Below are 26,364 nucleotides of genomic sequence, written 5' to 3'. Positions count from 1 at the left end.
TTCCAGCCTACGCCGGGCGCCGACCGCTCGGCGTTCTCAACCACGCGCTGTTCTCGACCACGTGCTGTTCTCGACCACGTGCTGCTCACTCGCGGATTCTGGCGACGATGATTCCCGTGTCCGTTGCCTCGAGACGTTGTTCGGCGAGACCCTGCTGCAGGGCTGCGGTGAGCACGGTGACGAGGCCGGCGGTCATGCGGGTGCCGCCGAACACGCCGAGGGCCTCGCGCTTGAGCTCGTCCTCGCTCATGCCGGCCGACGTGTGCGCGAGGTCGACCATGGCGTTGACGATCTCGCGCGGACTGACCTGTTCGAGCGGACGGCTCAGGCCGGCGGGCGTGCGACGGTAGCCGCGCCAGGTTTCGGGATCGATGCGGCTCGGCCAGGCGAACGAATCCGTGCCGGTCAGGTCATTCGGGAGCTGCTCCAGAATTGACCTCGACCGTGCCGCGCTGAGCTTGGTCAGACCAAAGCTCGACGCGAGCAGTTTCGCGAGGCGGGCGTGATGGATGGGGCCCTCGGCCTCGACGATTTCGCCCAGAGCCGCCGCGACCGCGGCCGCCGCTCGGCGGGCCGGCAAGGCGTCGAGCACCGAGATCGGCCCCAGCATGCGCTCCGGCCAGGGGTGGTAGTCGCGCTCGAGGCCGGTACTGCGCCCGGCCGGGGCGACGGATGAGCCACCGCCGTCGAGCAGGCCGGCGGTGGTCGCGGCCCGCCCGGCGACCGGCGCGACCGGTGCGAGACGTGTGGCGGCCGCGTTCGCTGCTTCCGGAGTTTTCGAAGCCGCTGGCGGGGTCGGGGTTGCTGACGGTGCCGGGGCAGCCGGGGTTGCCGGCGGTGCCGTCTTCACCGCCGCGAGTGACGCGGTGAGGTGATCGAGCACCGATTCTCGGTCTTCGAGCCACGCGGGCATCCAAACCCGTTCGACCGCCGGCCAACGCAGAAGCTTCGAGAGTACCTCGACGGGCAGCCCGTCGCGGTCAGAGACCGTGTGCCGCGCGGCCCAGGTCGGGCCGTCGAGCAGGATCGCCATGACCGGGTGGTGCGGATCCGCGTCGATGGCCACGGTGAGGTCGATGCGAAAGTCGCTGAGGCCGACATCCGTCGCCACGACGAGGCCGCGCTCACGCAGGGCAGCGGCGATGTCTTCGCGGTGGCGATCGATCGCCGTTCCCCGGCGAGCCTCGTCTTGCCAGGCGCCGGTGCCGTTCAGGGCGGCCATGTCGAGGTACTTGCGCAGGTGCTTGATGCCGAGCGAGACGGTCTCTTCGCTGCGCAGGTCGGTCGGCGCGAAGCTGCTGAACACGATGATCTGGCGGCGGGCCCGAGTGACGGCCACGTTGAGGCGGCGCTCGCCGCCCGGCAGGTTGAGGGGGCCGAAGTTCAGCGGCAGGCGCCCGCTCGCGTCGGCGCTGAACGCCGTCGAGAACAGGATGGTGTCACGCTCGTCGCCCTGAACATTTTCGAGGTTTTTCACGAAGAGGCCGTCGGTGTCCACGTCGAGGGCCGCCGTGATGCGGTCATCGCCGCTGTCCCGCAGCAGGCCCTCGATGAGGGTGCGCTGCTGCAGGTTGAAGGTGACGACACCGATCGACGGCGTCTGTGCGGGCGAGTCCGCGAAACGGCGGATGATCTCGGTGACGACCGCGTCGGCCTCGACCGGGTTCGTGCGCAGGGCCTTACCGACCCCGCTGCGCAGAAAGGTGCCGTCGACCCGGCGGAGGCTGACGCCGTAGTCCTCGGTCCCGGTGGCGGTGCTCGTGTCGGTGCCCGCGCGGCCGTGCCGGGGCGCCGGGAACGACGAGAGAGCGCCGCGGTAATACTCCCGGTTGCTGAACGCGATCAGTGACTCGTCCTGGCTGCGGTAGTGCCACGACAACCACCGGCTCGGCACCTGCGCCTGCACGCACTCCGACAGGATCGACTCCTCGTCACGCACGAACTCGACGCTGACCGCTTCGTCTTCCAATGAACTGATGCTGGACTCGGCGAAGGCGGTCGGCGGCATCTGCTTGCTGTCGCCGACGACCACGACCGAGCGTGCCCGCCCCATGGCGCCGACGGCATCCGCCACCCGCACCTGCGAGGCCTCGTCGAACACGACGATATCGAAGAGCGCAGCCTGCGCGGGAAAGAACCGTGCCACGGACTCGGGACTCATGAGCATGCAGGGCATGATCTCGGTGATCAGGTCGCCGAAGGTGCTCATCAAATCTCGCACGCCCATGCCGCCACGCTGGCGGTCGAGCTGGCGTTTCAGCAGCCCGATCTGACCGGTCGTCACGGCGTCACCGAAGGTGCGCTGGTCGAGCACGGTCGAGGGGATGAAGGTCGGCAGGTGTTGCCGCACGGCAGCGGATGCCCCGGTGAAGCGGGTGATCGCCCGGTTGTGGGCGTCCACGTCGAACCGGTCGAGTGCCGTCGCCGCGCCACGCTCGTCATGGGCCGCCACGGCCAGCCCTTTTTCGAACGCGAGCGTCGCATCCCCGGAGTCGAGTGTGCCCTCGAGCACGATGGTGCGGGCTTCGGTGAGCCCGAGCGCGCTGAGCGGCTGCAGGTGGGCGAGCAGCGCCAGCCAGCGCCGCAATGACGGCAGGCCGGGGACGGTGCTCGCCCGTTCGGTGCCGGCCGTCGTCCACGCGGCAACCAGGCCGCCCGGCCCGGCCCAATCCGAGAGCTCGTCGGCGGTCGCGCTCGTCGCGAGCGAGAGGTCCTGCAGGGCCTGGGCCACCCGGGACACGGCCGCACCGAAATCCGGGTCGCTCTCGGTGGTGGCGCCGAGATAGGCGCGGAGGGCGGCGACGAACTCGTCGCCGAGCGCGGTGGGTGCTGATCCGGTCGGTGCTGATCCGGTCGGTACTGATCCGGTGGCCGCGGCACCGGCGGTCGATTCGGACGGCGCAGCGACGACGCTCGCGGCCCAGGTCAGCCAGGCGAGCTGCTGCGCGAGCAGGGTTCCGTCGGCCGCGGCGAGCGGATTCCAATCGGGGGCGAGGTGCACGCCGGGCAGGGCGGACACCCGTGCGTGCAGGGCATCGAGCCGCACGCGGGTCTCGACGAGTTGTCCGGTGAGAACGGAGAGATGCCGCAGGGCGACCTGAGCATCGGGCCGCAGGGTGGCCTGAAGCTCGGCGAGCACGGCCCGCCGGCGCTTCGCGCGCCCGAAGAATCCGGAGGAGTCCGCGGCGAACGCCGCCGCGTGGATGGCGTGCACGTCGAGCACCAGAGCGGCCGGGGTACACAGCAGCAGCGCGGGGTGGGGCGTCTGCACGAAAGCGTCGACGGCGGCCGTGGCGGCGGCGTGATCGCGAATCCAGGGCGCACCGCGAACCGTGTCGAGCACCTCAAGCGGTCGTCGACCGGAGGCGGCGAGGGTGCCGAGGGCCGCGAACTCGCTCGGGGTCGACAGCGTCGCGACGACCGCGGCAGCCTCGGCGGCGCCGAGTGCAGCCGCACCGCCCGGCAGCGCCGCGCAGGCCGCGTCGAGCTGCGCGGCGGCGGCCGCGACGGTCTGCGAATCGATGGCCGCCAGGGCATCCGCTGTGATGGAGTGCGCGCCGATGAATGCCCAGGCGTGCCCCCGGCGGGGGTTCGCGGGTTCGGTGACGCCGGGCAGGTCGCGCAGGGTGTGGCGCAGGGCGGTGAGCTGCTCCGGTGTCACGGTCGCGGGCAGGCTGCTCGGCACCGGCAGGGCCGGCACATCAGCGGCCGCGAGTGCCTGCGTGCGGGCGGAGTAGAACGAGAGGCCGGCCGGGTTCTGCTCGTGCAGTCGCGCGGCATAGCGGGCGAGGCTGCGGCGGGCGGTGCCGAGCTGGTCGAGGTCACTCTTCAGCCCCTGCGCATCGACGTCGACGCGATGTTCGAGGGCGCGCCGGATCTGGGCGCGCACCTGCACGGGTTTGCTGGCCTTGTCGTGCAGGTCGAGGGCGAAGGCACCCATGCCGACCTCGTCGAGGCGTTTCTGCACGACCTGCAGGGCGGCGCGCTTCTCGGCGACGAAGAGCACCTTCTTGCCGTCGGCGACCGCGCGGGTCAGCAGGTTGGTGATGGTCTGGCTCTTGCCGGTGCCCGGCGGGCCCTCGAGCACGAAGGTACGGTCGGCGACGGCCTCGGCGACGGCGGCCAGCTGTGAGGAGTCACCGGCAACCGGGCACTGGGCGCCCAGAGCGTCCAGGTCGGGAGCAACCGGTGCCGGTGCCGGATCGGTGAACGGCAGCGTCGGCGAGTGAATCAGATGACCAACGAGCGCATTCTCGGCGAGGGTTTGCCAGTTGTCGTCGAGGTCTTTCCACAGTCGAAACTTGGCAAACTGCAGAATCGACAGGTCGAGCGTCTCGTCGACGCGGTAGGGCAGGCCGGCCTCGACGAGCGCCTCGCGGGTGGCGCGGAAGGCGGCCTCCAGGTCGAGCCCCGACTCGTCATCGCTCGGCGTTTCGAGGCCTGGAATGTGCAGGCCGTGCACCTGACGCAGCTTCTCGAGCAGGCAATAGTTGGGCGTGGACTGCCCCGACTCGTCGAGCGCGATGCGGTAGCCGCCGCGGGTGGCTTCGAGCACGACCGGCACCAGCACGAGCGGCGACCGCAGCTCTCGATCGGCCACGGTCCAGACCAGGGTGCCGAAGGCCAGGTAGAGGTTATTCGCTCCGGTCTCCTGCACGATTGTGCGGGCCTTGTAGGCAAGCCCGCGCAGTCGGGTGTCGTAGGCGGCCTCGGTGACATCGGCGTAGACCGACCGCTTCTCCTGCAGCAGTGCGGTGAGCTGGGTCAGCGGCAGATCACGCCCGAAGCGGATGCCGCGCTCCCGGTCAACCTGCGACACCCGGTCGCTCGGCACGAGGCCGAGCCCGGTGCCGGCGTTGACCTGGTCTTCGATAGCGGAGAGGGTGCGGTCGGGAACGGTCAGCGCGAGTTTGCCGCGATCGGTGAAGTTGATCAGCCGGTTGCGCAGGCTCAGGTCGAGCAGCGAGTTTTTCCACTGTTCGACGCGCGGCGGGATCGGCATGGACTCCGTGCCGATGCCGGGAGTCCGGCCCGGCCGTTCCGCGGCGGGCGTCGACGCGGCGGCCGGGCGGTACTCCGTCACGATGACCGTACCGGCCGCATCCGTCGTGCGAGCGGGCAGCGGGATGATGCCGCCCAGTCGGGCCTGCACGACGTCGGCGATGCCGACCACGGCCGACAGGTCACCCGTGAGGTGCGCGACGTAGGGCGCGCGCTGCGACTGGGCGAACGGCACCTCGGAACGGTCGGTGGTGACATCCGTCGTCTCCACGAGCGCGATCAGGCCGAGGTCGATGAGATTGATGACATCATCCACGTCGGTGACGGCGGGGGAGCCGAGCGTCTGCTCCTCACGCCAGTAGCCGAGAAAGGCGTGGCCGGTGACGACGATGAGCAGCGGGTGCAGGCCCGCCTGTTCGAGCGCGGCGGCCATCACGACCGTGGTGTCGAGGCAGGTGCCGGCCCGGCCGTGCAACACCTCGCCGGGGGTGCGAATCTTCTGGCCGTCAACGTCCCAGCTGGCGGGCGGGTTGCTGTAGCGGATGCCGTGGCCCCGCATCGCATCGAAGACCGCCTCGACGATCTGGTCGACGCGGGTCTCGCCGGCCTGATAGCCCTGCAGGGAGCCGCTGCCGGTGGTGCGTTCGAGCAGGTCGGCGGTCTCGGCGAGCAGCGTCGAGATTGCCGGGTGGTTCGGCAGCACGTGTGCGGACAGCATCTCAAGGCCGAGTTCGACCGGGCGCGCGATCCACTGCTGGGCCGCGAGCAGCTGGATGTCGTGTCGGGCCTCGGCGACAACCTCGTCGCCGATCGACAGCGCAGCGTGAATCGTGGCCGGGCGCTGTTCCTCGACCGTGAGCATGATGGCCGGGTCGCCGCGCAGATTCAGTTCGGTCAGCGTGACCGGGCGCTGCGCCGCGAGGTCGACCAGAATTTCACACGCCGCCGCGAGTGACTGGCCGGCGCTCTCGACCGTGAGTCGCAGCACGGCCGCCCGCACCGCTGGCCCCGAATTGGTGATGGTGACGCTCGTCAGCACGCTCTGACGGTTGTGCGCGAGCGCGTAACTCAGCATTGGAGCGGCGACGAGCTGGAGATCGAACGGGCGAGTCTGCATTTGTCAATGAAACCACCTCCGGCGGGACGCGGCACAAATGCGCGGCGGGTCAGGTTTCGGTGTAGCCGGGCATCTTGGTCGGCGCGGCCGCGACCGCTGAGCTCAGCGGCGGCCTGGGCCGCCGGTGGTGAACGGTCGAGGCGTCGTCGAGAAAGACTTCGCGGGGGAGTCCGGCATCCGATTGTTTGATCGAGGAGATCCAGATCGCTTCGGGGTGCACGTCGAGACCGGAGCGTACGTCTTCGGCGGTGCGGAGCTTGGCGACGCGGTGCACCAGTCCGCAGAAGATGACCTTGACGAAAATATCGGCGACGCTGTAGCCGATCTGCATGGCGGTGGTCCAGGCACCGCCCGAACCGAGCATCGGGATCATGAACATGACCGGATACATGAACCAGCCAGAGAGCAGCACGATGGTTGCCGAGCGCAGCAGGTCGGCCGACTCGACGGTCAGCTGTGGCAGGGAGCGCCGCACCTGGCGGATCAGCACGCTCATCGTGAAGATCCAGAACACCGCGCAGAGGCTGCCGCAGACGAGCAGGGCGGTCAGGCTCGTGCCGCCGCCAATCACGACCGCCCCGAGGAAGCCGGTGAAGATCATCAGGAACCCGCCGCCCATCGCCGCGATGCGGGTGCGCCGCGCGGCCGTGCCGACGAGCGTGCACACGGTGAGAAGTTCGACGCTCAGCAGGGGAACGGTCAGCGACCACTCCATGAATCGGGGCACCATCGCGTTGATGGCCAGTTCGTTGGGAACGTACCCCGACACCGTGAGGTCGTACCCGAGCCGGAGGTTGATCAGCATATAGACGTAGCTCAGAAACGCGACGCCCATGACCGAGAGACGAGCCACGACGGCCGACCGGTAGCGCGCTCCGACCTCGCCCTGGGTCATCCAGGTGCGCACGAAGCCGGCGAACAGGGCCAGACCCGCCAAGACCAGAAAGTACTGCGTGAGCAGGTACTGCGCTTCGGTCAGGGTGGCCGTCCACGGCGCCACGATCGTGGCAGCCATCGTGTTCATCACCGTGCCGGCGATGCCGGGACGACGTGCTGCGGCCCCGCGCCCGACACCGCGGGAGGCGGCTCGGACATGAAAACGAGCCCGCCGGCGCTGTTGGCCGAGAGCATCAGGGCGTCGATCCATTCCCGGTTGATGGTGGGAACGCGGCTGCCGAAGTACCGATAGTAGAGGGTGCTCGCCGGGTCGAGCCAGATGGCGCTGCGACCGCTGCTGGCATCGGCCGCGTCGATCCACGAGAAAACGAAGCTCTCCCGGCGACGGAGCTTGGCGCTGATGACGATTTGCAGGTGCATTAAAGCGCGATCGTCAAAGCTGATCACGATGCCGGAATTGCCGTACAGCAGTGTGCCCATCGTGCCCCCAGTGTTGCTTCACCCTAGCGGGCGTCGGGGAACACGATGGGACTTTTCTCAGGTCGCTGCTGTGTTCAGGCCGCTACGAGAATCGCCGACCGGATGCTGCCCGCCGCGTTCGCGGGCTGGCCCACCGTGGTTTCGGTGCAGCCGGAACAGGTCAGACGATAGCGGGGTTCGGACGTGAACCCCTGGATGGACGGGTTTGGGGCCAGTTTGGCGGCGGCACGGCAGTGCGGGCAGGTCATCAGCACGAATATATCTCCTTTGATCAGACCCCAGTATGGAGAGAAAAACCCCTGAGCGATACGGGTTGACAGGGGCAGTTCGACCCCCCGTTAGTGCCGGGAGTTTGGGGGGTGTGGCGGCGATATCGGTGGCGGGGACGTTCGGATAGTCTGTCCTCATCAGCGGATGATAGTTTTTCCACCTGCAGATCGGAGCTGTTCATGCCTCTACGCGGACTGTCCATTCATACCGTGCCGGCCTCACACACGGTGTCGTCGCGTCGCACTCGCGCCACAATCTCCGAGCCCGATATCGGCAGCACGACCGAGCTGTCCCCGACCGAATGGATGGTCTCGGACTCCTCCACCGCGGTCGGCAGCTCCTCGGCGATCCTGGGGTTCATCCAGCTCGTCGGCGGCAGCTACGAGGTCACCAGGATCGGTGGCTCGCTGATTGAGTTCAGCACCTTCCTGAGCCTCACGGACGCGGTCGCCGCGCTGTCGGCGAAACCGCTGCGCCGGCTCAACCTGGTCGCGGCGCCGCCCCGACGCTGAGGCCAGCTCAAGACTCTGCTAAAGTATTGAGGTTGCCGTTCAACGGCCGCGGACAAAGAGAGCTCAGGCATTCTGCCAAGGGCACCGCGCAGTGAGAGAAAGGGGATCCCATCTATGGCACTCGAGCCCAACGCTAAGAAGGCGATCATCGAAAAGTACGCTACCCATCCCGGTGACACCGGGTCCCCTGAAGTTCAGATTGCGATGCTCACTGCACGCATCGTCGAACTGACGGAGCACCTCAAGGAGCACAAGCACGACCACCACTCGCGTCGTGGCCTGCTCCTCATGGTTGGTCAGCGTCGCCGTCTGCTCGGTTACCTCTCGGACATCGACATCAGTCGTTACCGCAAGCTGATCGAACAGCTCGGACTTCGTCGATAACGCGAACTTCTTGAAAACGGGCCGTCACCTTGCAGGTGGCGGCCCGTTTTGCATGCCGGGTCTAACATTGATCCTTGGCACGAGTGATGACGGTGACCTCAGCGGCACTGCGACCTCTCACCGGCCCTTCCGCGGAACTAGTTGAATGAACGGACGCAGCAGCGATGAGTCTCTGGCGCACCAAAAGTATTGAAGATTCCATAGCCGACTCGCTGGAAAAGGGCCACAGTCTCAAACGCACCCTGGGCACCTGGGACCTCATGATCATGGGCGTCGCGGTCGCCGTCGGTGCCGGAATCTTCTCGGTCGGTGCCAAGGCCGCCGGAAGCTACGCCGGGCCATCCGTCACCCTCGCCTTTCTGCTCGCTGCCTTCACCTGCGCGCTCGCCATCATGTGTTACGCCGAGTTCGCGTCGGCCGTGCCGGTCGCCGGCTCCGCCTACACCTTCACCTACGCGACCCTCGGCGAGTTGCTGGCCTGGATCATCGGCTGGGACCTCATTCTCGAAATGCTGACCGCCGCGGCCGTGATCGCGAAGTACTGGGGCATCTACCTCAGCACGGTCTTCGACCTCGCCGGCTGGGACGTTCCGTCGACCATCAACGTCGTCGGCCTCAACGTGAGCTGGGGCGCGTTCGTCATCGTTGCCATCTTCACCACCCTGCTCGTGCTCGGCACCCAGCTCTCCGCCCGCGTCGCGAGCGTCTTCACGATCATCAAGGTCGCGATCGTCGTCTTCGTCATCGTGGCGGGTGCGTTCTACATCAAGCTCGAGAACTACACCCCTTTCATTCCCGAATCGGTGCCGACCCCGCAGGGGGAGGGCGACGTGTGGATGCAGTCACTCTTCTCGTTCATGACCGGTGCCGCCCCGGCGCAGTACGGCCTGTTTGGCCTGCTGGCCGGCGCTTCGCTCGTGTTCTTCGCGTTCATTGGCTTCGACGTCGTCGCGACGAGCGCCGAAGAGGTCAAGAACCCGCAGAAGACCCTGCCGCGCGGCATCTTCGCGGGCCTCGCGATCGTGACCGTGCTCTACATCGGCGTCAGCCTCGTGCTCACCGGTATGGTGCCGTACACGGTTCTCGCCGACGACCCGAATGCCTCGCTGGCGACGGCGTTCGTCTCGGTCGGTGCGGGCTGGGCCGCGCAGATCATCTCGGTGGGCATTCTGGTCGGTCTGACGACCGTCATCATGGTGCTGCTGCTCGGACTGTCCCGGGTGCTGTTCGCGATGAGCCGGGACGGCCTGCTGCCGCGCTGGCTCAGCGTCACCTCGGACAAGCGTCGCACGCCGGCCCGCATCCAGATCATTTCCGGGCTCGCCGTCGCGCTGATCGCCGGGCTCACCGACGTGGGTGTGCTCGAGGAAATGATCAATATCGGCACGCTGTCGGCGTTCGTGCTCGTCAGCATCGCCGTCGTGGTGCTGCGCAAGACCCGCCCCGACCTGCCGCGGGCCTTCAAGGTACCGTTCTCACCGTTCCTGCCGATTCTGTCGGCGGTGCTCTGTGTCTGGCTCATGCTCAACCTGACGACCCTGACCTGGGCACGATTCGGTGTCTGGCTGGTCATCGGCTTCGCCGTCTACTTCTTGTACGGTCGCCGTCACTCGGTGCTGGGCCTGAAGCTGAAGGCCGCCAAGGTTGAGGCCGCCAAAGTTGAGGCCGCCAAAGTGGAGGCCGCACGGCTTGAGGCTGCCAGGGTCGACGCCGCCACAGCGGCGGTCGTCAGCGACGGCTCAGACTCGTCGCGGTGAGGTTGGCGGCCATTTCGGTCGCCAGAAATTCACCCCACTGGTGGTAGTCCGTTGACGTGCGGTAGCGTCCGGCGACGATGAAGGGGCGCCCGGTCAGCGGAACAAACGTGGTGCGGGGCATCATCGCGCAGCGCGCTTCGGTCAGTTTGTTGAGTGCGGTCGCGTGGCGGTCTGCCAGCGTGCCGAAGAAACGATTGTCGAACACCGGAATCGTGCGAATGGGCTGGATCCCCAGCAGGTAGATGCGGGTGTGCGGCGGGGTGTGTTCGGAGATGTGCGTCAGGATGCGCGCGAGTTCGAATTGCCAGATCTTCGGCGAGACCAGCTCGACGGCGTCGTTGACGCCGAGGGTGACGATCACGGCGTCAAATCCCGAGAGGTCGATCCCGACCAGGTCGTGAAAGCCGTCGGTGATCCTGCCCAGAGGGTTGGAGTTCAGATCGACGTCCGCGCCGCGACCGGTGTGGGCGGCCAGTGCGCGGGCGAGGGAGCCCGGAATGGCGAGATCGTGGGTTCGCACGCCCCAGCCGGAGGCGGGGCCGCTGCCGAACACGAGCACGCTGTCGGGGTCCGGACCTGGCGCGTGGGAGCGCGGACGATCCGTTGGGCGTGGCACGGAATCCTTGCCCTCGAAGGCCAGTGCGGCCCACGCGCGCACCAGCGGTGCCATTAATATTCTCGAAACTTCTAACATGACTGCCCCCGTGTTCACTCCCACTGTAGGGACAGAACGACCGTTTGTCGTCATACATTGCGGGCACGACTGACACCAGTTGGAGGGTCGCCGATCGTTCTGCCACCGGACGGGGGCTGTGAGCGGGCTATGAATTTGCCGTGTGAGCCGCGAGGCGGTAGAGGCGGGCTTCCCAGGGTCGCAGGGCTGCCCCGCTGCTCGCCGGGTAGTTGCCGAGCAACAGTTCGGCTCCGGTCACGTCGGCCGGCAGCGGCATGTCGAGTGGGGCATCCGCTGCATTGGCCACCACCAGCAGGGTCTCGGCACCGAGCGTGCGCGTGAAGGCGTAGAGCGACTCGTGCTGCGGCTCGAGCATCGTGAAGTCTCCGAGGCAGACCGTGGGCAGGGTGTGTCGCAGCTCGATCAGCCGCTGGTAGAAGCGAAAGATGCTCCGGTCGCCGGCCCGGTCCGCGGCAACGTTGACCTGCGTGTAGTTCGGGTTCGCGGCGATCCAGGGGGTGCCGGTCGTGAACCCGGCGTGAGCGGATGCGTCCCACTGCATCGGTGTGCGGGCATTGTCCCGGCCCATCGCGTGCACCCCCGCGAGCACGGTGGCGGGAGACTGGTCGCCCTCGGCCACTGCCTCCCGGTAGTGGTTCAGCGATTCGATGTCGCGGTACTCGTCGATCGACTCGAAGCGCACGTTGGTCATGCCGATTTCTTCGCCCTGATAGATGTACGGGGTGCCGCGGTGCAGGTGCAGCACGAGCGCCCAGAGGGTCGCCGATTCGTAGCGAAACTCGGTGTCGTTGCCGAAGCGCGACACGAGTCGCGGCTGGTCGTGGTTGTTCAGGTAGAGGCTGTTCCAGCCGGTGGCGGCGAGGCCGGTCTGCCAGCGCCCGAGGCTGGCCTTGAGGGCCGGCAGGCTGCGGGGGAGTGCGTGAAACTTGGACTCGCCCTGGTCGAGCGAGACATGCTCGAACTGGAATATCATGTCGACCTCGGCGCGGGCCGGGTCGGTGAAGAGCAGCGCGTCGTCGATCGTGACGCCCGGCATCTCACCCACCGTGAGGTGCTCCCCGCTTCGCCCGGCGAAAACGGCCGCGTGCATCTCCTGCAGGTAGTCGTGGATCTGCGGGCCCATCGGGGAGCCGCCGTCGAGGCTGCGCTGGGGGCCGCTGACCAGCTCGGTGTGCTTGGCGATGAAGTTGATGACGTCCATGCGAAAGCCGTCGACGCCGCGGTCGAGCCACCAGTTCATCATCGAGTAGACGGCCCGGCGTACCTCGGGGTTCTCCCAGTTGAGGTCGGGCTGCTGCGTGGCGAACAGGTGCAGGTAGTACTCGTCGGTGGTCGGGTCGAGGGTCCAGGCCGGGCCGCTGAAGGCGCTGCCCCAGCCGTTGGGCGGTCCGCCGCCCTCGGCGGCGGGCCGCCACCAGTACCAGTCCCGCTTGGGGTTGTCGGCCGAGGAGCGCGACTGCATGAACCAGGGGTGTTCGTCGCTCGTGTGATTGACGACGAGGTCCATCACGATCTTGAGGCCGCGCGCGTGGGCCTCGGTGAGCAGAGCGTCAAATTCGGCGAGGCTGCCGAAAATGGGGTCGATGTCCTGGTAGTCCTTGATGTCGTAGCCGTTGTCGTGCTGCGGTGACGGATACACCGGCGAGAGCCAGATCGCATCCACGCCGAGCTCGGCCAGGTGATCGAGCCTGCCGCGGATGCCGCCGAGGTCACCGATGCCATCGCCGGTCGAGTCGGCAAAGCTGCGCGGATACACCTGGTAGACCACAGCCCGGGTCCACCAGGGGGTCGCAGGGAGCTTCGGGGCGGCGGTATCCTCCATGGACTGTTCCTTTCACCGTTGGTGGCTGGGCCCTTCCAGCGTATGGTGCCTGCGGGAACAGCGACGACTGAGTCTGCTCGGGATTGGATGGTGCTCATGCAGTTCGGAATCTTCACCGTCGGAGACATCACCGTCGACCCGGTGACCGGTCGCTCGCTCACCGAGCACGAGCGCATCCGCTCGATGGTCGCGATCGCGGAAAAGGTCGAGGAGGTCGGACTCGACGTCTTCGCCACCGGCGAGCATCACAACCCGCCGTTCGTGCCGTCGTCGCCGACCACGCTGCTGGGCTACCTGGCCGCGAAGACCTCGCGCATCATTCTCTCGACGGCGACGACCCTCATCACCACAAACGACCCCGTGAAGCTCGCCGAGGACTACGCGATGCTGCAGCACCTCGCCGACGGACGGGTCGACCTCGTGCTCGGCCGCGGCAACACCGGCCCGGTGTACCCGTGGTTCGGGCAGGACATTCGCCAGGGCATTCCGCTGGCCCTCGAGAACTACGCTCTGCTGCGCCGACTGTGGCGCGACGACGTCGTCGACTGGGAGGGCCAGTTCCGCACCCCGCTGCAGGGCTTCACGTCGACGCCGCGCCCGCTCGACGGGGTGCCGCCTTTCGTCTGGCACGGCAGCATCCGCAGCCCCGAAATCGCCGAGCAGGCCGCGTTCTACGGTGACGGCTTCTTCGCCAACAACATCTTCTGGCCCAAGGAGCACTATATGAAGCTCATCGGCTACTACCGCGCTCGCTTCGAGCACTATGGCCACGGCCCCGCCGCCGAAGCGATCGTCGGCCTCGGCGGTCAGGCTTTCATGCGCGCCAACTCGCAGGACGCCGTGGACGAATTTCGCCCCTACTTCGACAACGCGCCGGTCTACGGTCACGGACCGTCTCTCGAGGAGTTCACGGAACAGACCCCGCTGACCGTCGGCAGCCCGCAGCAGGTCATCGACCGCTACGCCGGCATGCGCGATCACTTTGGCGACTACCAGCGCCAGCTGTTTCTGATGGACCACGCCGGACTGCCCCTGAAGACGGTGCTGGAACAGCTCGACATTCTGGGCGGTGAGGTCGTTCCGGTGCTGCGGCGTGAGCTTGCCCTGAATCGCCCCGCGAACGTGCCCAGCGGGCCGACGCACGCTGGCCGGCTGGCCGCTGCCGCCGCGACCGGCTCAAGGTAGACGCCCGGCAGGCGTCTGTTAGGCTTGCGGAGGCCCGATTATGGGCCAGCCGCAGCACCTGGGCGGGCCGGTAGCAAGCGCACTGTGCGTGTTTCTGCTCCTCGTCCCCGTGCCCCACTCGCACGCCACACGGGCAAACGAGTCTAAAAAAAGGAGAGAACCCCCGCATGGAGGGTCCAGAAATCACATTCGCCGAAACCATTATCGACAACGGTAAGTTTGGCACCCGCACGATCCGCTTCGAAACCGGCCGTCTCGCCCAGCAGGCGCAGGGCTCGGCCGCCGCCTACATCGACGAAGAGACAATGCTGCTCTCCGCCACGAGCGCGAGCAAGCAGCCGAAGGACAACTTCGACTTCTTCCCGCTGACCATCGACGTTGAAGAGCGCATGTACGCCGCGGGTCGCATCCCGGGCAGCTTCTTCCGCCGCGAAGGTCGCCCCTCCACCGAGGCGATCCTCACCTGCCGTCTGATCGACCGGCCGCTGCGTCCGTCGTTCGTTGACGGCCTCCGCAACGAGATCCAGGTCGTCATCACGGTTCTGGCCATCGAGCCCGACGAACTGTACGACGTGCTCGCGATCAACGCGGCGTCCATGTCGACGCAGCTCGCCGGCCTGCCGTTCTCCGGTCCCATCGGTGGCGTTCGCGTCGCCCTCATGCCCGACAGCAATGGTGGCGGCCAGTGGGTTGCCTTCCCGAAGCACTCGCAGCTCTCCGACGCCGTGTTCAGCATGGTCGTCGCCGGCCGCGTTGTGACGGATGCCGATGGCAGCCAGGACGTCGCGATCATGATGATCGAGGCGGAAGCGACCGACAACGCGTGGACGCTCATCAAGGGCGGCGCCATCGCGCCGAACGAAGAGGTCATCGCCGGCGGCATCGAAGCCTCGAAGCCGTTCATCAAGCAGCTCATTGCCGCTCAGCAGGTCGTCGCCGACCAGGCCGCCAAGCCCACCGGTAACTACAGCCTGTTCCCGCCCTACCAGAGCGCCACCTACGACGCGGTTGCCGCCCTGTCGTATGACGCCCTCAAGGACGTCTACCAGATCGCCGACAAGGTTGCCCGCCAGGACGCCGATGACGCGCTCAAGGCATCCGTCAAGAACGCCATCGCGGCCCAGGTCGAGGCCGGCACGCTCGACGCCAGCGCCCTGAACCAGGTCTCCGCCGCGTACAAGTCGGTCACCAAGCTCGTCGTGCGCACCCGCGTGCTCAACGAGGGCGTGCGCATCGACGGACGCGGCCTGGCCGACATCCGTCCGCTCGACGCCGAGGTTGCGGTCATCCCGCGCGTGCACGGTTCGGCCATCTTCCAGCGTGGCGAAACCCAGATCCTGGGCGTCACCACGCTGAACATGCTCAAGCTCGAGCAGTCGATCGACTCGCTGAGCCCGGTCACCAAGAAGCGCTATATGCACAACTACAACTTCCCGCCCTACTCGACCGGTGAAACCGGCCGCGTCGGAACGCCGAAGCGCCGCGAGATCGGCCACGGAGCGCTCGCCGAGCGTGCCCTGGTTCCCGTGCTGCCGACGCGTGAGGAGTTCCCCTACGCCATCCGTCAGGTCTCCGAGGCGCTCAGCTCCAACGGATCCACCTCGATGGGTTCCGTCTGCGCCTCGACCCTCTCGCTGCTGAACGCCGGAGTGCCGCTGCGCGCCCCGGTCGCCGGCATCGCCATGGGCCTGATCAGCGACACCGTTGACGGTCAGACCCGCTACGCGGCCCTGACCGACATCCTCGGCGCCGAAGACGCACTCGGCGACATGGACTTCAAGGTTGCCGGTACGAGCGAATTCATCACCGCGATCCAGCTCGACACCAAGCTCGACGGCATCCCCGCCTCGGTCCTGGCGGGCGCGCTGACGCAGGCGAAGGAAGCCCGCACCACGATCCTCTCCGTGCTGAACGCCGCGATCGATGCTCCCGACGAGATGGCGCCGACCGCGCCCCGCGTCATCAGCGTGCAGATCCCGGTCGACAAGATCGGCGAGCTGATCGGCCCGAAGGGCAAGACGATCAACTCGATCCAGGACACCACCGGTGCCGACATCTCGATCGAGGAAGACGGAACCGTGTACATCGGCGCCGTCGACGGACCGTCGGCCGAGGCCGCCCGCGCCCAGGTCAACGCCATCGCGAACCCGACCAACCCCGAGGTTGGCGAGCAGTTCCTCGGAACCGTCGTGAAGATCGCCGCGTTCGGAGCCTTCGTTTCGCTGCTTCCGGGCAAGGATGGTCTGCTGCACATCTCTGAGGTGCGTAAGCTTGCTGGTGGCAAGCGCGTTGAGAACGTCGAAGACGTTCTCGGCGTTGGCCAGAAGGTGCTCGTTGAGATCACCAAGATCGATGACCGTGGCAAGCTGTCGCTTGCTCCGGTGCTCGAAGATTCTGCTGACACGGACAGCCGCGCTGCGGCATCCGTCAGCGTCGACGGAACCGTCGAAGCGTAGTCAGATAAGGTCTGCCGGCCAACCTCTCGCCAGGTGTGCCGGTAAGACGAAGGGCCCGCTCTGCTTCGGCAGTGCGGGCCTTTTGCGCACCCGGCACCGGACTCGGCACCGAGCGGTGGTGGATGAGGCCGGGATAGACCGTGGAATTCTCTGCCACGGGAGTATGGTGCCGGCATGAAATCACATTCGAGCACTTCTTTGTCGCGCTTCGGCGCCCGCGGGGCTCTGGGCCTCGGCCTGCTCATTCTCGGACTGGTCGCCGGCGTCGGTGCCGTACCGGCCACGGCCGGGGCGGCAACGTCGCTGCCGTCCGGGACGATGGCGGCATCCGCGCCCCTCTTGACGACATCGTCGAACGGATACGTCGCGCTCGGCGATTCATACACCTCTGGCCAGGGCGCACCGCCGTACACGACGGCGTCGGGCACGTGTCTGGTGAGCCGCTACGGCGGCTACCCGACAGTGACGGGCCTGCTGAGTCCGTACCGGCTCACGGCGAACCGGGCGTGTTCCGGGGCCAGTGCCGCAAGTATCCAGGCCCAACTCGTCGGCGTGAGCCCGTCGACAAAGCTCGTGACGCTCACCGTGGGCGGTATCGACGCCGGCTCGAACGTGATTGCCGCGGCGTGTGCGCCTAACCCGGCGTTGCCCGTGTGCCAGGCCGCCATCGACGCCAGTATTGCCAGCCTCCCGGCCGTCGGTGCGATGCTCGTGGGCACGTATGCGGGCATTGCCCAGGCCCTGCCCTCGGCTCGAATCGCCGTGCTCAACTACCCGCTGCAGTTCCAGCCCGGCATCTCTGCCTTCGGCGACACATTCAACGCGGGTACGGTGCTGTTGAACCAGACGATTCAGCTCGCCGTCGCCGCCGTCGCGAACCCGCGGGTCGTCTATGTTGATGCGACGCAGGAGTTTGCCGGGCACGGAATCGGGTCTCGCCTTCCGTTCATTGCCTACAATCCCGCTGATCCGCTCGCGGCAATCAACTTTCACCCGAACGCACTCGGCAATTCCCTGGGCTACTACCGGGCGCTGCTGAACGAGGGGGTGCTGCGGCGGCCATAGCTGTGCGGCAGGCGTGGTGCCGGGTCAGGAGTAACCTAGTTGAAAGAATTGCAAGTTAGCGATATGCTAAACCTGTGTTATCTCCTGGCCAGCCCGTCGCCCAACTGAAGTCCGACCTGTTCAAGGCGCTGGGGCATCCGCTACGCGTGCAGGTTCTGGAAGAACTGGTCGACGGCGAGCGTTCGGTCGGCAGCCTCGCCGAGGAACTGCGCTGCGAACTCTCCAACCTGTCGCAGCAGCTCGGCGTGCTGCGCCGCGCCGGCGTCGTAGTCACCCGCCGCGAGGGCAATACCATCTTCTATGCCCTGCGCGACGGGAACGTCGCCGAGCTGCTCGATGCGGCCAGGCGGATGCTGGTGGCCAACCTCACGGACTCGCACGCCGTGCTGCGCACCCTCGAGCAGGAACCGAAGTAGTCCGCACGGGCGCCCGATCTCGCAACCACACTGTGACGCCTCACCCGCGCGAAACGCGTGGAGTCATGACAGTGCGCACCCTGTTCGATCGCTGCCGGGCGTTCCAGGCGAGGATGCCGCTGGCCGGCTTCTTCAGCCATTCCACAGCGGCCGTGCTCCACGGCCTGTCATTGCCCAAGGCTCTGGAGGGGGATTCGCGTGTGCACGTGAGCGTGGTGGCACCGACGCGCGCGCCCAGGGGAGAGGGCGTTGTGGGTCACCGCGTCGACGCGCGTCCCTCGGTGGTGCTCGTCGCAGACCTGCAGGTGGCGAACCCGGTAGCGGCGTGGTGCCAGACCACAGCCTGACTTGTGCGGAGTCTGACGGCAGCGGCGCCTGAGGGCGGCGAGACCCGCCCACGGGTGGCTTCCGACTGAGCTGCAGAGGCTACAGGTCGTTTCCGGCGTAGGACTGGTTGAAGCTCTTGTTGGCGAGCGGGAAGTCGGGAACGATCGTCACGGCCAGGGCGATTGGCAGCGAGGGCCAGTTCAGGAACGACGGGTCGACGACCTTTTCGCGGCCGACCGTGCCGTCGGGGGCCAGTTCCACTCGGTGTGCGATCGTGCCGCGCCAACCCTCGACAAGTCCCAGCCCCGAGCGGATACCGGTAGCAGCACCGACCTCGGCGACGCGACCGCTGCCGAGTCTAGTTTCGGGGAACGCCACGTCGAGGCGCGAGATGAGCCCGATGATGACGGCCGTCGACACCTGGAATTCCCGTGCCCGTACCTGGTAGCGGCTGAGTACATCGCCGCCGGTTTCGGTGACGACCTCGAAGGCGTCGCCGAGCTCGACGAACGGGTGATCACGCCGGGCGTCGACGCCGAGGCCAGAGGCCCGAGCGACATAGCCGAGGGTGCCGATCGTGCGAGCCTGCGTGGTGGGCAGCGCAGCGGTGCCGGTGAACCGGTCACGCACAATGGCGTGGCTCAGGGTGACGGCGACGATTTCGGCCATCGCGGCCGCGATGCGTCGCAGTTCGACCGGGTCGGGAAGGGTACGGACCGACACGCCGCCGAGGCTCAGCGCGCCGCGCAGCAGCCGGTGGCCGGTGACCGACTTGTTGATGCGCAACAGGGTCTCGCGCAGCTGCTGGGCGTGCGCGTCGACGACGCCGAAACCCGTGTCGTTGGCGAGCGACCCGAGGTCGGTGACGTGGTTGTACAAACGCTCCATCTCGAGCAGCACGGCCCGCACCAGACGGTCGGGTTCGCTGACCTCGATGTCGGCGGCTGCCTCGACGGCCATCAGATAGGCGAGTGAATGCCCGATCGCGGTGTCGCCGCTGATCTGCTCGGCCAGCTCGATGCCACGGGCGGGCTCGCGCCCCTGGAACAGTTTCTCCATACCGCGGTGCAGATAATACTGCCGGGCCTCCATGCGCACGATCGTCTCGCCGACGACCGAGAAGCGAAAGTGTCCAGGTTCGATGACACCGGCGTGAATCGGCCCGACGGCGATCTCGTACACGCCGGGGCCCTCGACCTCAACGAACGGGAAGGACTCCACATCGGGTTCGAACTCGGGCATCGGGTTGAGGCCTGCGAGCATCGGGTACCAGCCGCGCGGCCAGTGCCCGTGACGCACGAGGCGGTGCGGCTGCGGGTGGTTGTGCGGGCGCACGCCGAACAGGTCGCGCATCTCGCGTTCGAAGTTACCGGCGGCGAGCGAGAGGTGCGCCAGGGACGGGATCCAGGCATCCGTCTTCGGGATGCGCACGGTGAGTTCCACGAGGCGTGCGGTGGCCGCGAAGACGTAGACGATGCGGAACTCATCGCCCTCGTCGTGGCAGGCCACGAGCGCCAGCCGGAAGCTCTCGCCCGCCGCGCCGGGGGAGAGCAGGGCGGATGCCGCCGCGCTGAGGTCGTCGCGGCTGACCGAGCGAAACTCGGTTATCGGTGCCAGAGGGGCTTGGGTCTTCTGAGGACTGGTCAGGGGTTCTGTCATCAGTTCGTCCCTCCCAGAACGGAGACCGCACGTTCGAGGAGGTCCCCGATCGGGTGGGCGATAAAGGCGACGCTCGCCGTGACGGCGAGGGCGAGGATGATCGGCAGGATCGGCCCGTGGGTCGAGAAGTCCCGCACCAGCAGGGTCTCGTCGCCCGGCCCTGACTGGATTGTCGCGATCGACTGGGTTGACCCGGAGGGGATCGAGCCCGTCGCCGACACGAAGGCGGGCGTGGGCGTTGGCGTCGGCGAGCCGAGAACCATGCCCACCGTCAGGCGGGTCAGTCCGGCGAAGATGACGAGCAGCAGGAACAGGGCGATCATGACGACCAGGCCCATGCCTTCGGCCCAGCCGGCCATGATGATGCCGACCTCGGAGAAGAAGATGCTGAACGGCGGAAACCCGACGAGCGCGGCCATGGCCGCGAGCCAGGGCACGGCAAGTCCGGGCCGGCGGGCGAGCAGCGCCCGCACGTTGCTGATCACCGGGGTGCCCTCGATGTGCAGGATGCGGCCGGAGATCACGAACAGCGTCGCCTTGATCAGGCCGTGGCCAAGCATGTAGAGCAGCACGGCGGGCAGCGCGGCCGGGCCGATCGCGACACCGAGGGCCATCAGGCCCATGTGCTCGATGCTGGAGTAGGCGAGCATCCGCTTGTAATCGACCTGGCGGATGAGCAGCGACGCGGCGATTGCGAGTGAGAGCAGACCACCGATGCTCAACATGGTGCGCAGAAAATCCGGCCCGATGACGAGGTTCGTGATGGTCTGGATGCGCAGGATCGCGTAGAGCGCGACCGCGAGCAGCACCCCGGACATCAGCCCGGAGACCGGCGCCGGCGCCTGACTGTGTGCGTCGGGCAGCCAGCTGTGCATCGGGGCGAGGCCGGCCTTGGTCGCGAATCCGAGTACGGCGAGGGCGCCACCGGCGGTGATCAGGGCGGGGTCAAGGGAGAGGCCAGCCTGGCTCAGCAGCAGCCAGGACAGCGTGGGAGTCTCTGTCTCCCGGCTCGCGGCGTAGATCAGCACGATACCCAGCAGGGCGATCGCGACGCCGACGCTGCCGAGAATGACGTACTTCCAGGCCGCCTCGAGCGAGGTGCGGGTGCGGTGGTGACCGACCAAGAAGGCGGTGGTGATGGTCGTCGCCTCGATCGCCGCCCACATCAGGCCGATGCTGTCGGCGAGCACCGCGAGGCTCATCGCCGCCAGGAACAGCGAGATCAGGGCCTCGAAGATGCCGGCACCCTGCCCGCGGCTGTCGGCAGCGGTCTTCAGCCCGCCCCAGGTGGAGATCAGGCCGACGGCGCCCACGACGGTGAGCATGTAGGCCGAGAGCGCGTCGGCCCGCAGCATGCCGCCGCCGGCCGTCGGGACCTGATCGTTCATGACCGCGGTCACGAGCGCAATGCCGGAGCCGAGCACGACGATGCTCGAAGCCAGGCCGAGGAACCGGCGCAGCGGGCTCGACCCGAGGGCAAGGCTGAGCACGGCCAGCACGAGCGGGCCGACCAGGGGAGTCAATAGGGCGAATGACATTAGTCGTGCAGCTCTCTGAGTTGATCGACGTCGGTTCCGCCGAACTTGGTGCGCATGCGGCCGGCGAAGACGTACAGGATGACGACGACGAGCAGAACGTCGAGCGACACCGCGAATTCAAGAAGGATGGGAACGCCGCCGCTGGTCAGGAAGGCGATCGTCGCGATGCCGTTGTCGAGCAGCAGGAAGCCGATCAGCTGCGAGCGGGCGCGGCGGCGGGAGATCAGCAGCAGAAAACCGATGAGCACCATCGCCAGGCCGATTGGCGCGGCGTGCGAGGTGACGCTCGTGCCGAGGCCGATCAACTGGCTCACCACGATGTAGCTGAGGATGGTCAGGATCGTCACGATCAGCAGCGACGCCGTCGGGTTGAGCCGTGGCGCTTCCTTGATCGCCCTGACGCCGGCCTCGGACTCGTGGGCCAGCACCCAGGGCAGGCCGACGCCCTTCGTCGCCACGATCAGCAGCGCGACAAAGAGCAGCTCGACCTCGTTCTCCTGCACGCCGATCACGGCGACGAGGGCGGCGAGGGACAGGCCCTGCGCCGACAACAGCCGGATCGAGGCGAGCAGGGTGTGTCGCCACACCATCAGGGCACTCGTCAGCAGCAGGGCGCCGGTGCACAGACCGACCAGTTGGGCATACACACTGTCAAACACGGATGCTCCTAAGCGACCAGGTAGGAAGCGGTTACGGCGAGGAACGCGAGGGCGAACGACCCCGCGAGAAGTTCGGGCACCTGGAACAGGCGTACCTTGGCGAGGAAGACCTCGCCGACGCTCAGCAGCACGCCGAGCAGCAGCACCTTCACGGTGATTGCGGCGGCACCGATCAACACGCCGAGCACGCTGAACTCGGTGACGACACCCCACGGGAAGGCGAGGTTGCCGACGAGGCCGAGCAGGGCAGCGAGCTTCAGCCAGGAGCCGAGTTCGAGCCAGGCCAGATCACGGCCGGAGGCCTCGAGCGTCATCGCCTCGTGCAACATCGTGACTTCCAGGTGGGTGCCGGGGTTGTCGATGGGCAGCCGCCCGGTCTCGGCCATGATCGCGATCGACAGGGCGACGAGAGCCAGCACGCTGACCGGCGAGATGATGACCCCGGGGGAGTCGAGCCGGGTGCCGACGATGAGCGACAGCGTCGAGGTGCCGGCCGGGATCGACAGGGCATAGACCGAGAGCAGCAGGGTCGGTTCGACAAGCGCCGCGACCGTCATGTGCCGGCTCGAACCCATGCCGCCGAACGCGGTGCCGCCGTCGAGGCCGACGAGGGCCAGGGCGACAACTCCGATGAGCATGACGGAGACGATCACGAACAGGTCGCTCGGCAGAAAATCGAGCGAGAGGGCGCCAACGAGCGGCAGCAGCACGCACAGCAACAGGCTCGAGACGACGAGGGCGACCGGGCCGACCCGCAGCATCCAGCTGCTGTCGACGGCACGCACCGGCTCCTTGCCGAGCAGCTTGCGCAGGTCGCGCCACGGTTGCAGAATGCCGGCACCGCGGCGGCCCTCGATGCGGGCGCGCACCTGACGGATCAGGCCGACCAGAAGCGGGGAGATCACGACGAACAGCACGACTTGCACGAGGGCGATGACCACGGCGGGCCAGTTCAGATCCTGCACAGTCACAGCGACACCACAATCAGCACGATCAACAGGGCGGTAAAGGAGTAGGTGAGGTAGCGGTGGATGCTGCCGTTGGCGACGTGCCGCACGATGATGCCGAAACGCTGGAGGAGGTTGAGCATGGGTCGGTAGAACCGGGTCTCGAATACGTCCGTGACCTTCTGTTCCACCTGGACCCGCTCGACGAGGTAGCGGGATTCACCGACGTGGGTGACCTGCACGTCGCGTGTGGGCTTGAGCACGTCGTCGAAGACCCGCACGAGCGGCTCGGCGTAGGAGGTCGCGGTGTACTGCATGCGCGGCCGGGCTCGTGAGCCGCCGCCGCCCCAGGGCAGGTCATTGGTGCGCGCGGGGTGTTTGGCCGCCGAGAGCACGATGGCGATGAGCACGGGGACGCCGACGAGGGCGGCCAGCACGGTCAGCAGCAGCGGGTCGAGCACCGCGCCGATGCCGGGCAGGGCGACCCCGGAGACGCCGATCGCTGCCACCGCGGTCTCGGCAGAGCCGGCCGCCGCTCCGGTGCCGCTCGAGGCGACCGTGGCGAGCACAGCCTCCGAGATCGGGCCGGGCAGCAGGCCCAGGGCGAGCACCATGAGGGCGCCGAGGGCGAGGGCCAGGCGCATCAGGAGCGGAACCTCACGGGCATCCGCTGCCTCGGGAGATCGCGGCCGGGCGAGGAACGCGATGCCATAGGCCTTCACGAACGTCATCAGGGCCAGGCCCGCGGTGAGGGCGATCACGGCCACAGCGAGGGGCATGGCGACGGAGGCCGCCACCGAGACGACCTCGCCGTTCAGTCGGCCGCCATGAATGAGTGACTGCAGCAGCATCCACTCGGCGACGAAGCCCGAGGTGATCGGCAGGGCTGCGGCGCCCATGGCGCCGACGCCGAACGCGGCCGCGGTCCACGGCATGCGCCGGCCGAGGCCGCCGAGCCGGTCGAGATTGCGTTCGCCGGTCGCGTGGATGACCGCGCCCGCGCCGAGGAACAGGGTCGCCTTGAAGGCTGCGTGGCTCACGGCGAGCAGCAGGGCCGCGACGAGCGCGGTATCCGCCGCCGCGGTGGCGTCGTAGCTGCGCAGCAGCATCGAAGCACCCAGGCCGAGGAAGACCAGGCCCATATTCTCGGTGGTCGAGTAGGCCAGCAGCACCTTGAGGTCGCTCGACACCGAGGCCTGCAGGATTCCGTACAGAGCGGATGCCCCGCCGAGCACCATGATCATGATTCCCCACCAGGCCGGGGCCTCGGGCAGCAGCCGCACGCAGACGACGAGGGCGCCGTAGACACCGATCTTGACCATCGCGCCGCTCATTGCGGCTGAGACGTGGCTGGGGGCCTCGGGCAGCACCCGCGGCACCCAGACGTGCAGGGGTACGAGTTCGGCCTTGCCGCCGAAGCCGAGCACGAAGAGCACGAAGGCGAGGTTGGCGGCCAAGCTGCCGGGCTCGACCGTTGCCATCGCGGTGAAGCTCGTGCCGCCGGTCGCCCCGGCGAGCACGGCGAAGCCGGCGAGAATGAAGAAGAAGCTCAGCTGGCTCATGGCCGAGTACCAGATGCCGGCGGAGGAGACGGATGCCCGCGCGGCGTGGTCGGCGAGCAACAGCACGGTCGACCCGAGGGTCATGATCTCCCAGGCGAGCAGAAAGGAGACGGAGTCGGCGGCGGCCGGAACGAGCTGCATGCCCACGAGGAAGACGGGCATCGCGGCCCAGGCGGTGCGGCTGCCCTCGGGGCCGCGGCGGGCCGAGCTCATGCCGAAGAGCGACACGATCAGGCCCACAGCGCTGACGACGGCCATGAAGAGGCCGCCGAGCCGGTCGGGGGACAGGGTGAGGGCATCCATCGGCAGCACGACCGGGATCGTGAGGGTTCCGGTGGCACCGGTCATCGCCACGAGGCCGGTCGCGAGACCGACCGCGGCGAGGGCCGCGCTCGTGAGGCCCACGGCACGGGAACGCCAGGTCGGTGCGACGAGCAGGGCGATGGTCACGGCGACCGCGGCGAGCGTGAGCTGCAGCAGCAGTCCGGCGGCGATCGGGCTCATCGGCCGGTCAGCTGACGCAGGGCGCGCACGATGGCGGCGGGTTCCGGCGGGCTGCCGGGTACTTCGATGTCGATGTGCACAAAATCACGCAGGGGGCCGGCCACGCCGTAGCCGGCGCCGGCGACACCGCCGGTGAGGGCGCAGTCGCCGACCGCGATCACGAATCGGGGTGTGGGGGTCGCTTCGATCGTGCGACGCAGGGGTTCGGCCATGTTGCGGGTCACCGATCCGGTGATCAGCAAGACGTCGGCGTGGCGAGGTGACGGCACGAGCCGGGCGCCGTAGCGCTCAACGTCGTAGACCGGGCCGAACGCGGCGGTGACCTCGAGGGGGCAGTCGTTGCAGCCCCCGGCATTGATGAACCGCACCTGCACGCTGCCGCCGAGAACCTCGGCCCCCGGAAACAGGGGCGGCCTCTCGGGAGCCGGTTCCGCGATGTGGTGACCTCGACCTATGAGGGTGGCCAACCTCAGAACGCTCACTTCAGACTTCCCATTACTTCTTTATATCTCTATATGATGAATTTAGCAAATAGATTTCAGCCCGATCGGGCGGCGCGATCGAGCAGCGGAGCGAGTCGAAACGGGATGACCTCGCCCATGGCGAGAGACGTTTCGGTACGGTCGACGCCCTCGCAGGCCAGGATCGTGCCGTCGATGCGAAACAGGTCGTCGGCATCCCGGCAGACCACGCGCACGAGCAGGTCGGCGGGGCCGCTCATGCCGTGCGCCTGCACGATCTCAGGAATGCGGGCCAGCTCATCCACGATCCGGGCCAGCCGCTTCTGCTGCACGTGCACCTCGATGAAGGCCGTCAGCGGATAGCCGAGCGCGACCGGGTTGATGCGTCGATCGAAGGCCAGAAAGGTGCCGGTTTCTTCGAGGCGGCCCATGCGCGCCTGCACGGTATTGCGGGACAGACCGAGGCGCTGGGCGAGGGCGACGACGGTGCTGCGCGGCTCTGTGCACAGGGCGCGGAGCAGCTGAATGTCGGTGCGGTCGAAGCTGTGCATAGTGCCACACGCTAACACGCAAAACACCACCCGGATAGGGCACATTGCTCAATCAAAAGCAGGGCGGTTGTGCCCTCTGTCACCTGCGAACTACGCTCAC

The 26,364-nt window shown here is 67.6% G+C and carries 20 protein-coding genes; 8 read left to right on the top strand and 12 right to left on the bottom strand.

Features of this window, described 5'->3' with window-relative positions:
* Nucleotides 1–85: 85 nt before the first annotated feature.
* From E3T55_RS12185 to E3T55_RS12175, 3 genes are read right to left on the bottom strand one after another with little or no spacing between them, the layout of a single operon-like run.
* Entirely contained in the window at nt 86–6,118 is a 6,033-nt protein-coding gene (locus tag E3T55_RS12185; RefSeq protein WP_134519837.1) for a DUF3320 domain-containing protein, read from the bottom strand.
* 49 nt (nt 6,119–6,167) lie between these two features.
* Entirely contained in the window at nt 6,168–7,133 is a 966-nt protein-coding gene (locus E3T55_RS12180) for a bacteriorhodopsin (protein ID WP_166791776.1), read from the bottom strand.
* An 8-nt stretch (nt 7,134–7,141) separates the two neighbouring features.
* A complete protein-coding gene (locus E3T55_RS12175) occupies nt 7,142–7,495 on the bottom strand; it encodes a DUF7882 family protein (RefSeq protein ID WP_134519835.1) in 354 nt (117 codons plus the stop codon).
* Nucleotides 7,496–7,944: 449 nt separating this feature from the next.
* Between E3T55_RS12175 and E3T55_RS12170 the strand changes: the two genes are divergently transcribed.
* The 3 genes from E3T55_RS12170 (at nt 7,945) to E3T55_RS12160 (ending at nt 10,418) form a co-directional block, all read left to right on the top strand.
* The gene (locus E3T55_RS12170; protein ID WP_134519834.1) at nt 7,945–8,277 is read left to right on the top strand and encodes a hypothetical protein; all 333 of its coding nucleotides are present in this window, start codon (nt 7,945–7,947) and stop codon (nt 8,275–8,277) included.
* A gap of 114 nt (nt 8,278–8,391) precedes the next feature.
* Nucleotides 8,392–8,661: a 30S ribosomal protein S15 gene (gene rpsO / locus E3T55_RS12165; protein WP_134519833.1), complete on the top strand. Its 270-nt coding sequence runs from the start codon at nt 8,392–8,394 to the stop codon at nt 8,659–8,661.
* A 164-nt stretch (nt 8,662–8,825) separates the two neighbouring features.
* On the top strand, nt 8,826–10,418 hold the full coding sequence (locus tag E3T55_RS12160; protein ID WP_134519832.1) for an amino acid permease: 1,593 nt from the start codon (nt 8,826–8,828) through the stop codon (nt 10,416–10,418).
* Here the strand turns inward: E3T55_RS12160 and E3T55_RS12155 are convergent.
* Nucleotides 10,390–11,088, bottom strand: coding sequence for a GDSL-type esterase/lipase family protein (locus tag E3T55_RS12155; RefSeq protein WP_166791775.1), 699 nt, complete (start codon nt 11,086–11,088; stop codon nt 10,390–10,392). The two genes, E3T55_RS12160 and E3T55_RS12155, sit on opposite strands and share 29 nt — an antisense overlap.
* 151 nt (nt 11,089–11,239) lie before the next feature.
* Nucleotides 11,240–12,934, bottom strand: coding sequence for a glycoside hydrolase family 13 protein (locus E3T55_RS12150; protein ID WP_134519830.1), 1,695 nt, complete (start codon nt 12,932–12,934; stop codon nt 11,240–11,242).
* A gap of 96 nt (nt 12,935–13,030) precedes the next feature.
* Between E3T55_RS12150 and E3T55_RS12145 the strand changes: the two genes are divergently transcribed.
* The 5 genes from E3T55_RS12145 (at nt 13,031) to E3T55_RS12125 (ending at nt 18,403) form a co-directional block, all read left to right on the top strand.
* Nucleotides 13,031–14,119, top strand: coding sequence for an LLM class flavin-dependent oxidoreductase (locus E3T55_RS12145; protein ID WP_134519829.1), 1,089 nt, complete (start codon nt 13,031–13,033; stop codon nt 14,117–14,119).
* A 167-nt stretch (nt 14,120–14,286) separates the two neighbouring features.
* Nucleotides 14,287–16,575: a polyribonucleotide nucleotidyltransferase gene (locus E3T55_RS12140; RefSeq protein ID WP_134519828.1), complete on the top strand. Its 2,289-nt coding sequence runs from the start codon at nt 14,287–14,289 to the stop codon at nt 16,573–16,575.
* 174 nt (nt 16,576–16,749) lie between these two features.
* Nucleotides 16,750–17,640: a GDSL-type esterase/lipase family protein gene (locus E3T55_RS12135; RefSeq protein ID WP_134519827.1), complete on the top strand. Its 891-nt coding sequence runs from the start codon at nt 16,750–16,752 to the stop codon at nt 17,638–17,640.
* Nucleotides 17,641–17,714: 74 nt separating this feature from the next.
* Nucleotides 17,715–18,056, top strand: coding sequence for an ArsR/SmtB family transcription factor (locus E3T55_RS12130; protein ID WP_134519826.1), 342 nt, complete (start codon nt 17,715–17,717; stop codon nt 18,054–18,056).
* Nucleotides 18,057–18,121: 65 nt separating this feature from the next.
* A complete protein-coding gene (locus E3T55_RS12125; RefSeq protein WP_134519825.1) occupies nt 18,122–18,403 on the top strand; it encodes a hypothetical protein in 282 nt (93 codons plus the stop codon).
* Nucleotides 18,404–18,482: 79 nt separating this feature from the next.
* Here E3T55_RS12125 and E3T55_RS12120 read toward each other — a convergent pair whose 3' ends face one another.
* The 7 genes from E3T55_RS12120 to E3T55_RS12090 are packed head-to-tail and all read right to left on the bottom strand — an operon-like array spanning nt 18,483 to nt 26,264.
* Nucleotides 18,483–20,042 carry a hydrogenase large subunit gene (locus E3T55_RS12120; RefSeq protein WP_134519824.1) on the bottom strand — a complete coding sequence of 520 codons (1,560 nt, stop codon included), beginning with the start codon at nt 20,040–20,042 and terminating at the stop codon, nt 18,483–18,485.
* On the bottom strand, nt 20,042–21,580 hold the full coding sequence (locus tag E3T55_RS12115) for a proton-conducting transporter transmembrane domain-containing protein (RefSeq protein WP_134519823.1): 1,539 nt from the start codon (nt 21,578–21,580) through the stop codon (nt 20,042–20,044). The genes E3T55_RS12120 and E3T55_RS12115 overlap by 1 nt, the downstream gene beginning before the upstream one ends.
* Nucleotides 21,580–22,239 carry a hypothetical protein gene (locus E3T55_RS12110; protein WP_134519822.1) on the bottom strand — a complete coding sequence of 220 codons (660 nt, stop codon included), beginning with the start codon at nt 22,237–22,239 and terminating at the stop codon, nt 21,580–21,582. Before E3T55_RS12110 ends, E3T55_RS12115 begins: the two co-directional genes overlap by 1 nt.
* Nucleotides 22,240–22,247: 8 nt before the next feature.
* Nucleotides 22,248–23,210 carry a respiratory chain complex I subunit 1 family protein gene (locus E3T55_RS12105; protein ID WP_241993032.1) on the bottom strand — a complete coding sequence of 321 codons (963 nt, stop codon included), beginning with the start codon at nt 23,208–23,210 and terminating at the stop codon, nt 22,248–22,250.
* Complete coding sequence (locus tag E3T55_RS12100) at nt 23,207–25,252, bottom strand: proton-conducting transporter transmembrane domain-containing protein (RefSeq protein ID WP_134519821.1); 2,046 nt, start codon at nt 25,250–25,252, stop codon at nt 23,207–23,209. Before E3T55_RS12100 ends, E3T55_RS12105 begins: the two co-directional genes overlap by 4 nt.
* Complete coding sequence (locus E3T55_RS12095) at nt 25,249–25,734, bottom strand: NADH-quinone oxidoreductase subunit B family protein (RefSeq protein ID WP_134519820.1); 486 nt, start codon at nt 25,732–25,734, stop codon at nt 25,249–25,251. Before E3T55_RS12095 ends, E3T55_RS12100 begins: the two co-directional genes overlap by 4 nt.
* Nucleotides 25,735–25,790: 56 nt before the next feature.
* On the bottom strand, nt 25,791–26,264 hold the full coding sequence (locus E3T55_RS12090; RefSeq protein WP_134519819.1) for an Lrp/AsnC family transcriptional regulator: 474 nt from the start codon (nt 26,262–26,264) through the stop codon (nt 25,791–25,793).
* Nucleotides 26,265–26,364: the final 100 nt, after the last annotated feature.

It is taken from the genome of Cryobacterium frigoriphilum (assembly GCF_004403305.1).
In the GTDB taxonomy this organism is placed as follows: domain Bacteria; phylum Actinomycetota; class Actinomycetes; order Actinomycetales; family Microbacteriaceae; genus Cryobacterium; species Cryobacterium frigoriphilum.
This window is presented reverse-complemented; position numbering and strand designations above follow the sequence as displayed.

Excerpts from the sequence above, each read along its gene's own strand:
- E3T55_RS12185 (WP_134519837.1), bottom strand. The coding sequence starts at position 6,118 with ATGCAGACTCGCCCGTTCGATCTCCAGCTCGTCGCCGCTCCAATGCTG.
- E3T55_RS12180 (WP_166791776.1), bottom strand. The coding sequence starts at position 7,133 with ATGGCTGCCACGATCGTGGCGCCGTGGACGGCCACCCTGACCGAAGCG.
- E3T55_RS12175 (WP_134519835.1), bottom strand. The coding sequence starts at position 7,495 with ATGGGCACACTGCTGTACGGCAATTCCGGCATCGTGATCAGCTTTGAC.
- E3T55_RS12170 (WP_134519834.1), top strand. The coding sequence starts at position 7,945 with ATGCCTCTACGCGGACTGTCCATTCATACCGTGCCGGCCTCACACACG.
- rpsO (WP_134519833.1), top strand. The coding sequence starts at position 8,392 with ATGGCACTCGAGCCCAACGCTAAGAAGGCGATCATCGAAAAGTACGCT.
- E3T55_RS12160 (WP_134519832.1), top strand. The coding sequence starts at position 8,826 with ATGAGTCTCTGGCGCACCAAAAGTATTGAAGATTCCATAGCCGACTCG.
- E3T55_RS12155 (WP_166791775.1), bottom strand. The coding sequence starts at position 11,088 with ATGGCACCGCTGGTGCGCGCGTGGGCCGCACTGGCCTTCGAGGGCAAG.
- E3T55_RS12150 (WP_134519830.1), bottom strand. The coding sequence starts at position 12,934 with ATGGAGGATACCGCCGCCCCGAAGCTCCCTGCGACCCCCTGGTGGACC.
- E3T55_RS12145 (WP_134519829.1), top strand. The coding sequence starts at position 13,031 with ATGCAGTTCGGAATCTTCACCGTCGGAGACATCACCGTCGACCCGGTG.
- E3T55_RS12140 (WP_134519828.1), top strand. The coding sequence starts at position 14,287 with ATGGAGGGTCCAGAAATCACATTCGCCGAAACCATTATCGACAACGGT.
- E3T55_RS12135 (WP_134519827.1), top strand. The coding sequence starts at position 16,750 with ATGAAATCACATTCGAGCACTTCTTTGTCGCGCTTCGGCGCCCGCGGG.
- E3T55_RS12125 (WP_134519825.1), top strand. The coding sequence starts at position 18,122 with ATGACAGTGCGCACCCTGTTCGATCGCTGCCGGGCGTTCCAGGCGAGG.
- E3T55_RS12120 (WP_134519824.1), bottom strand. The coding sequence starts at position 20,042 with ATGACAGAACCCCTGACCAGTCCTCAGAAGACCCAAGCCCCTCTGGCA.
- E3T55_RS12115 (WP_134519823.1), bottom strand. The coding sequence starts at position 21,580 with ATGTCATTCGCCCTATTGACTCCCCTGGTCGGCCCGCTCGTGCTGGCC.
- E3T55_RS12100 (WP_134519821.1), bottom strand. The coding sequence starts at position 25,252 with ATGAGCCCGATCGCCGCCGGACTGCTGCTGCAGCTCACGCTCGCCGCG.
- E3T55_RS12090 (WP_134519819.1), bottom strand. The coding sequence starts at position 26,264 with ATGCACAGCTTCGACCGCACCGACATTCAGCTGCTCCGCGCCCTGTGC.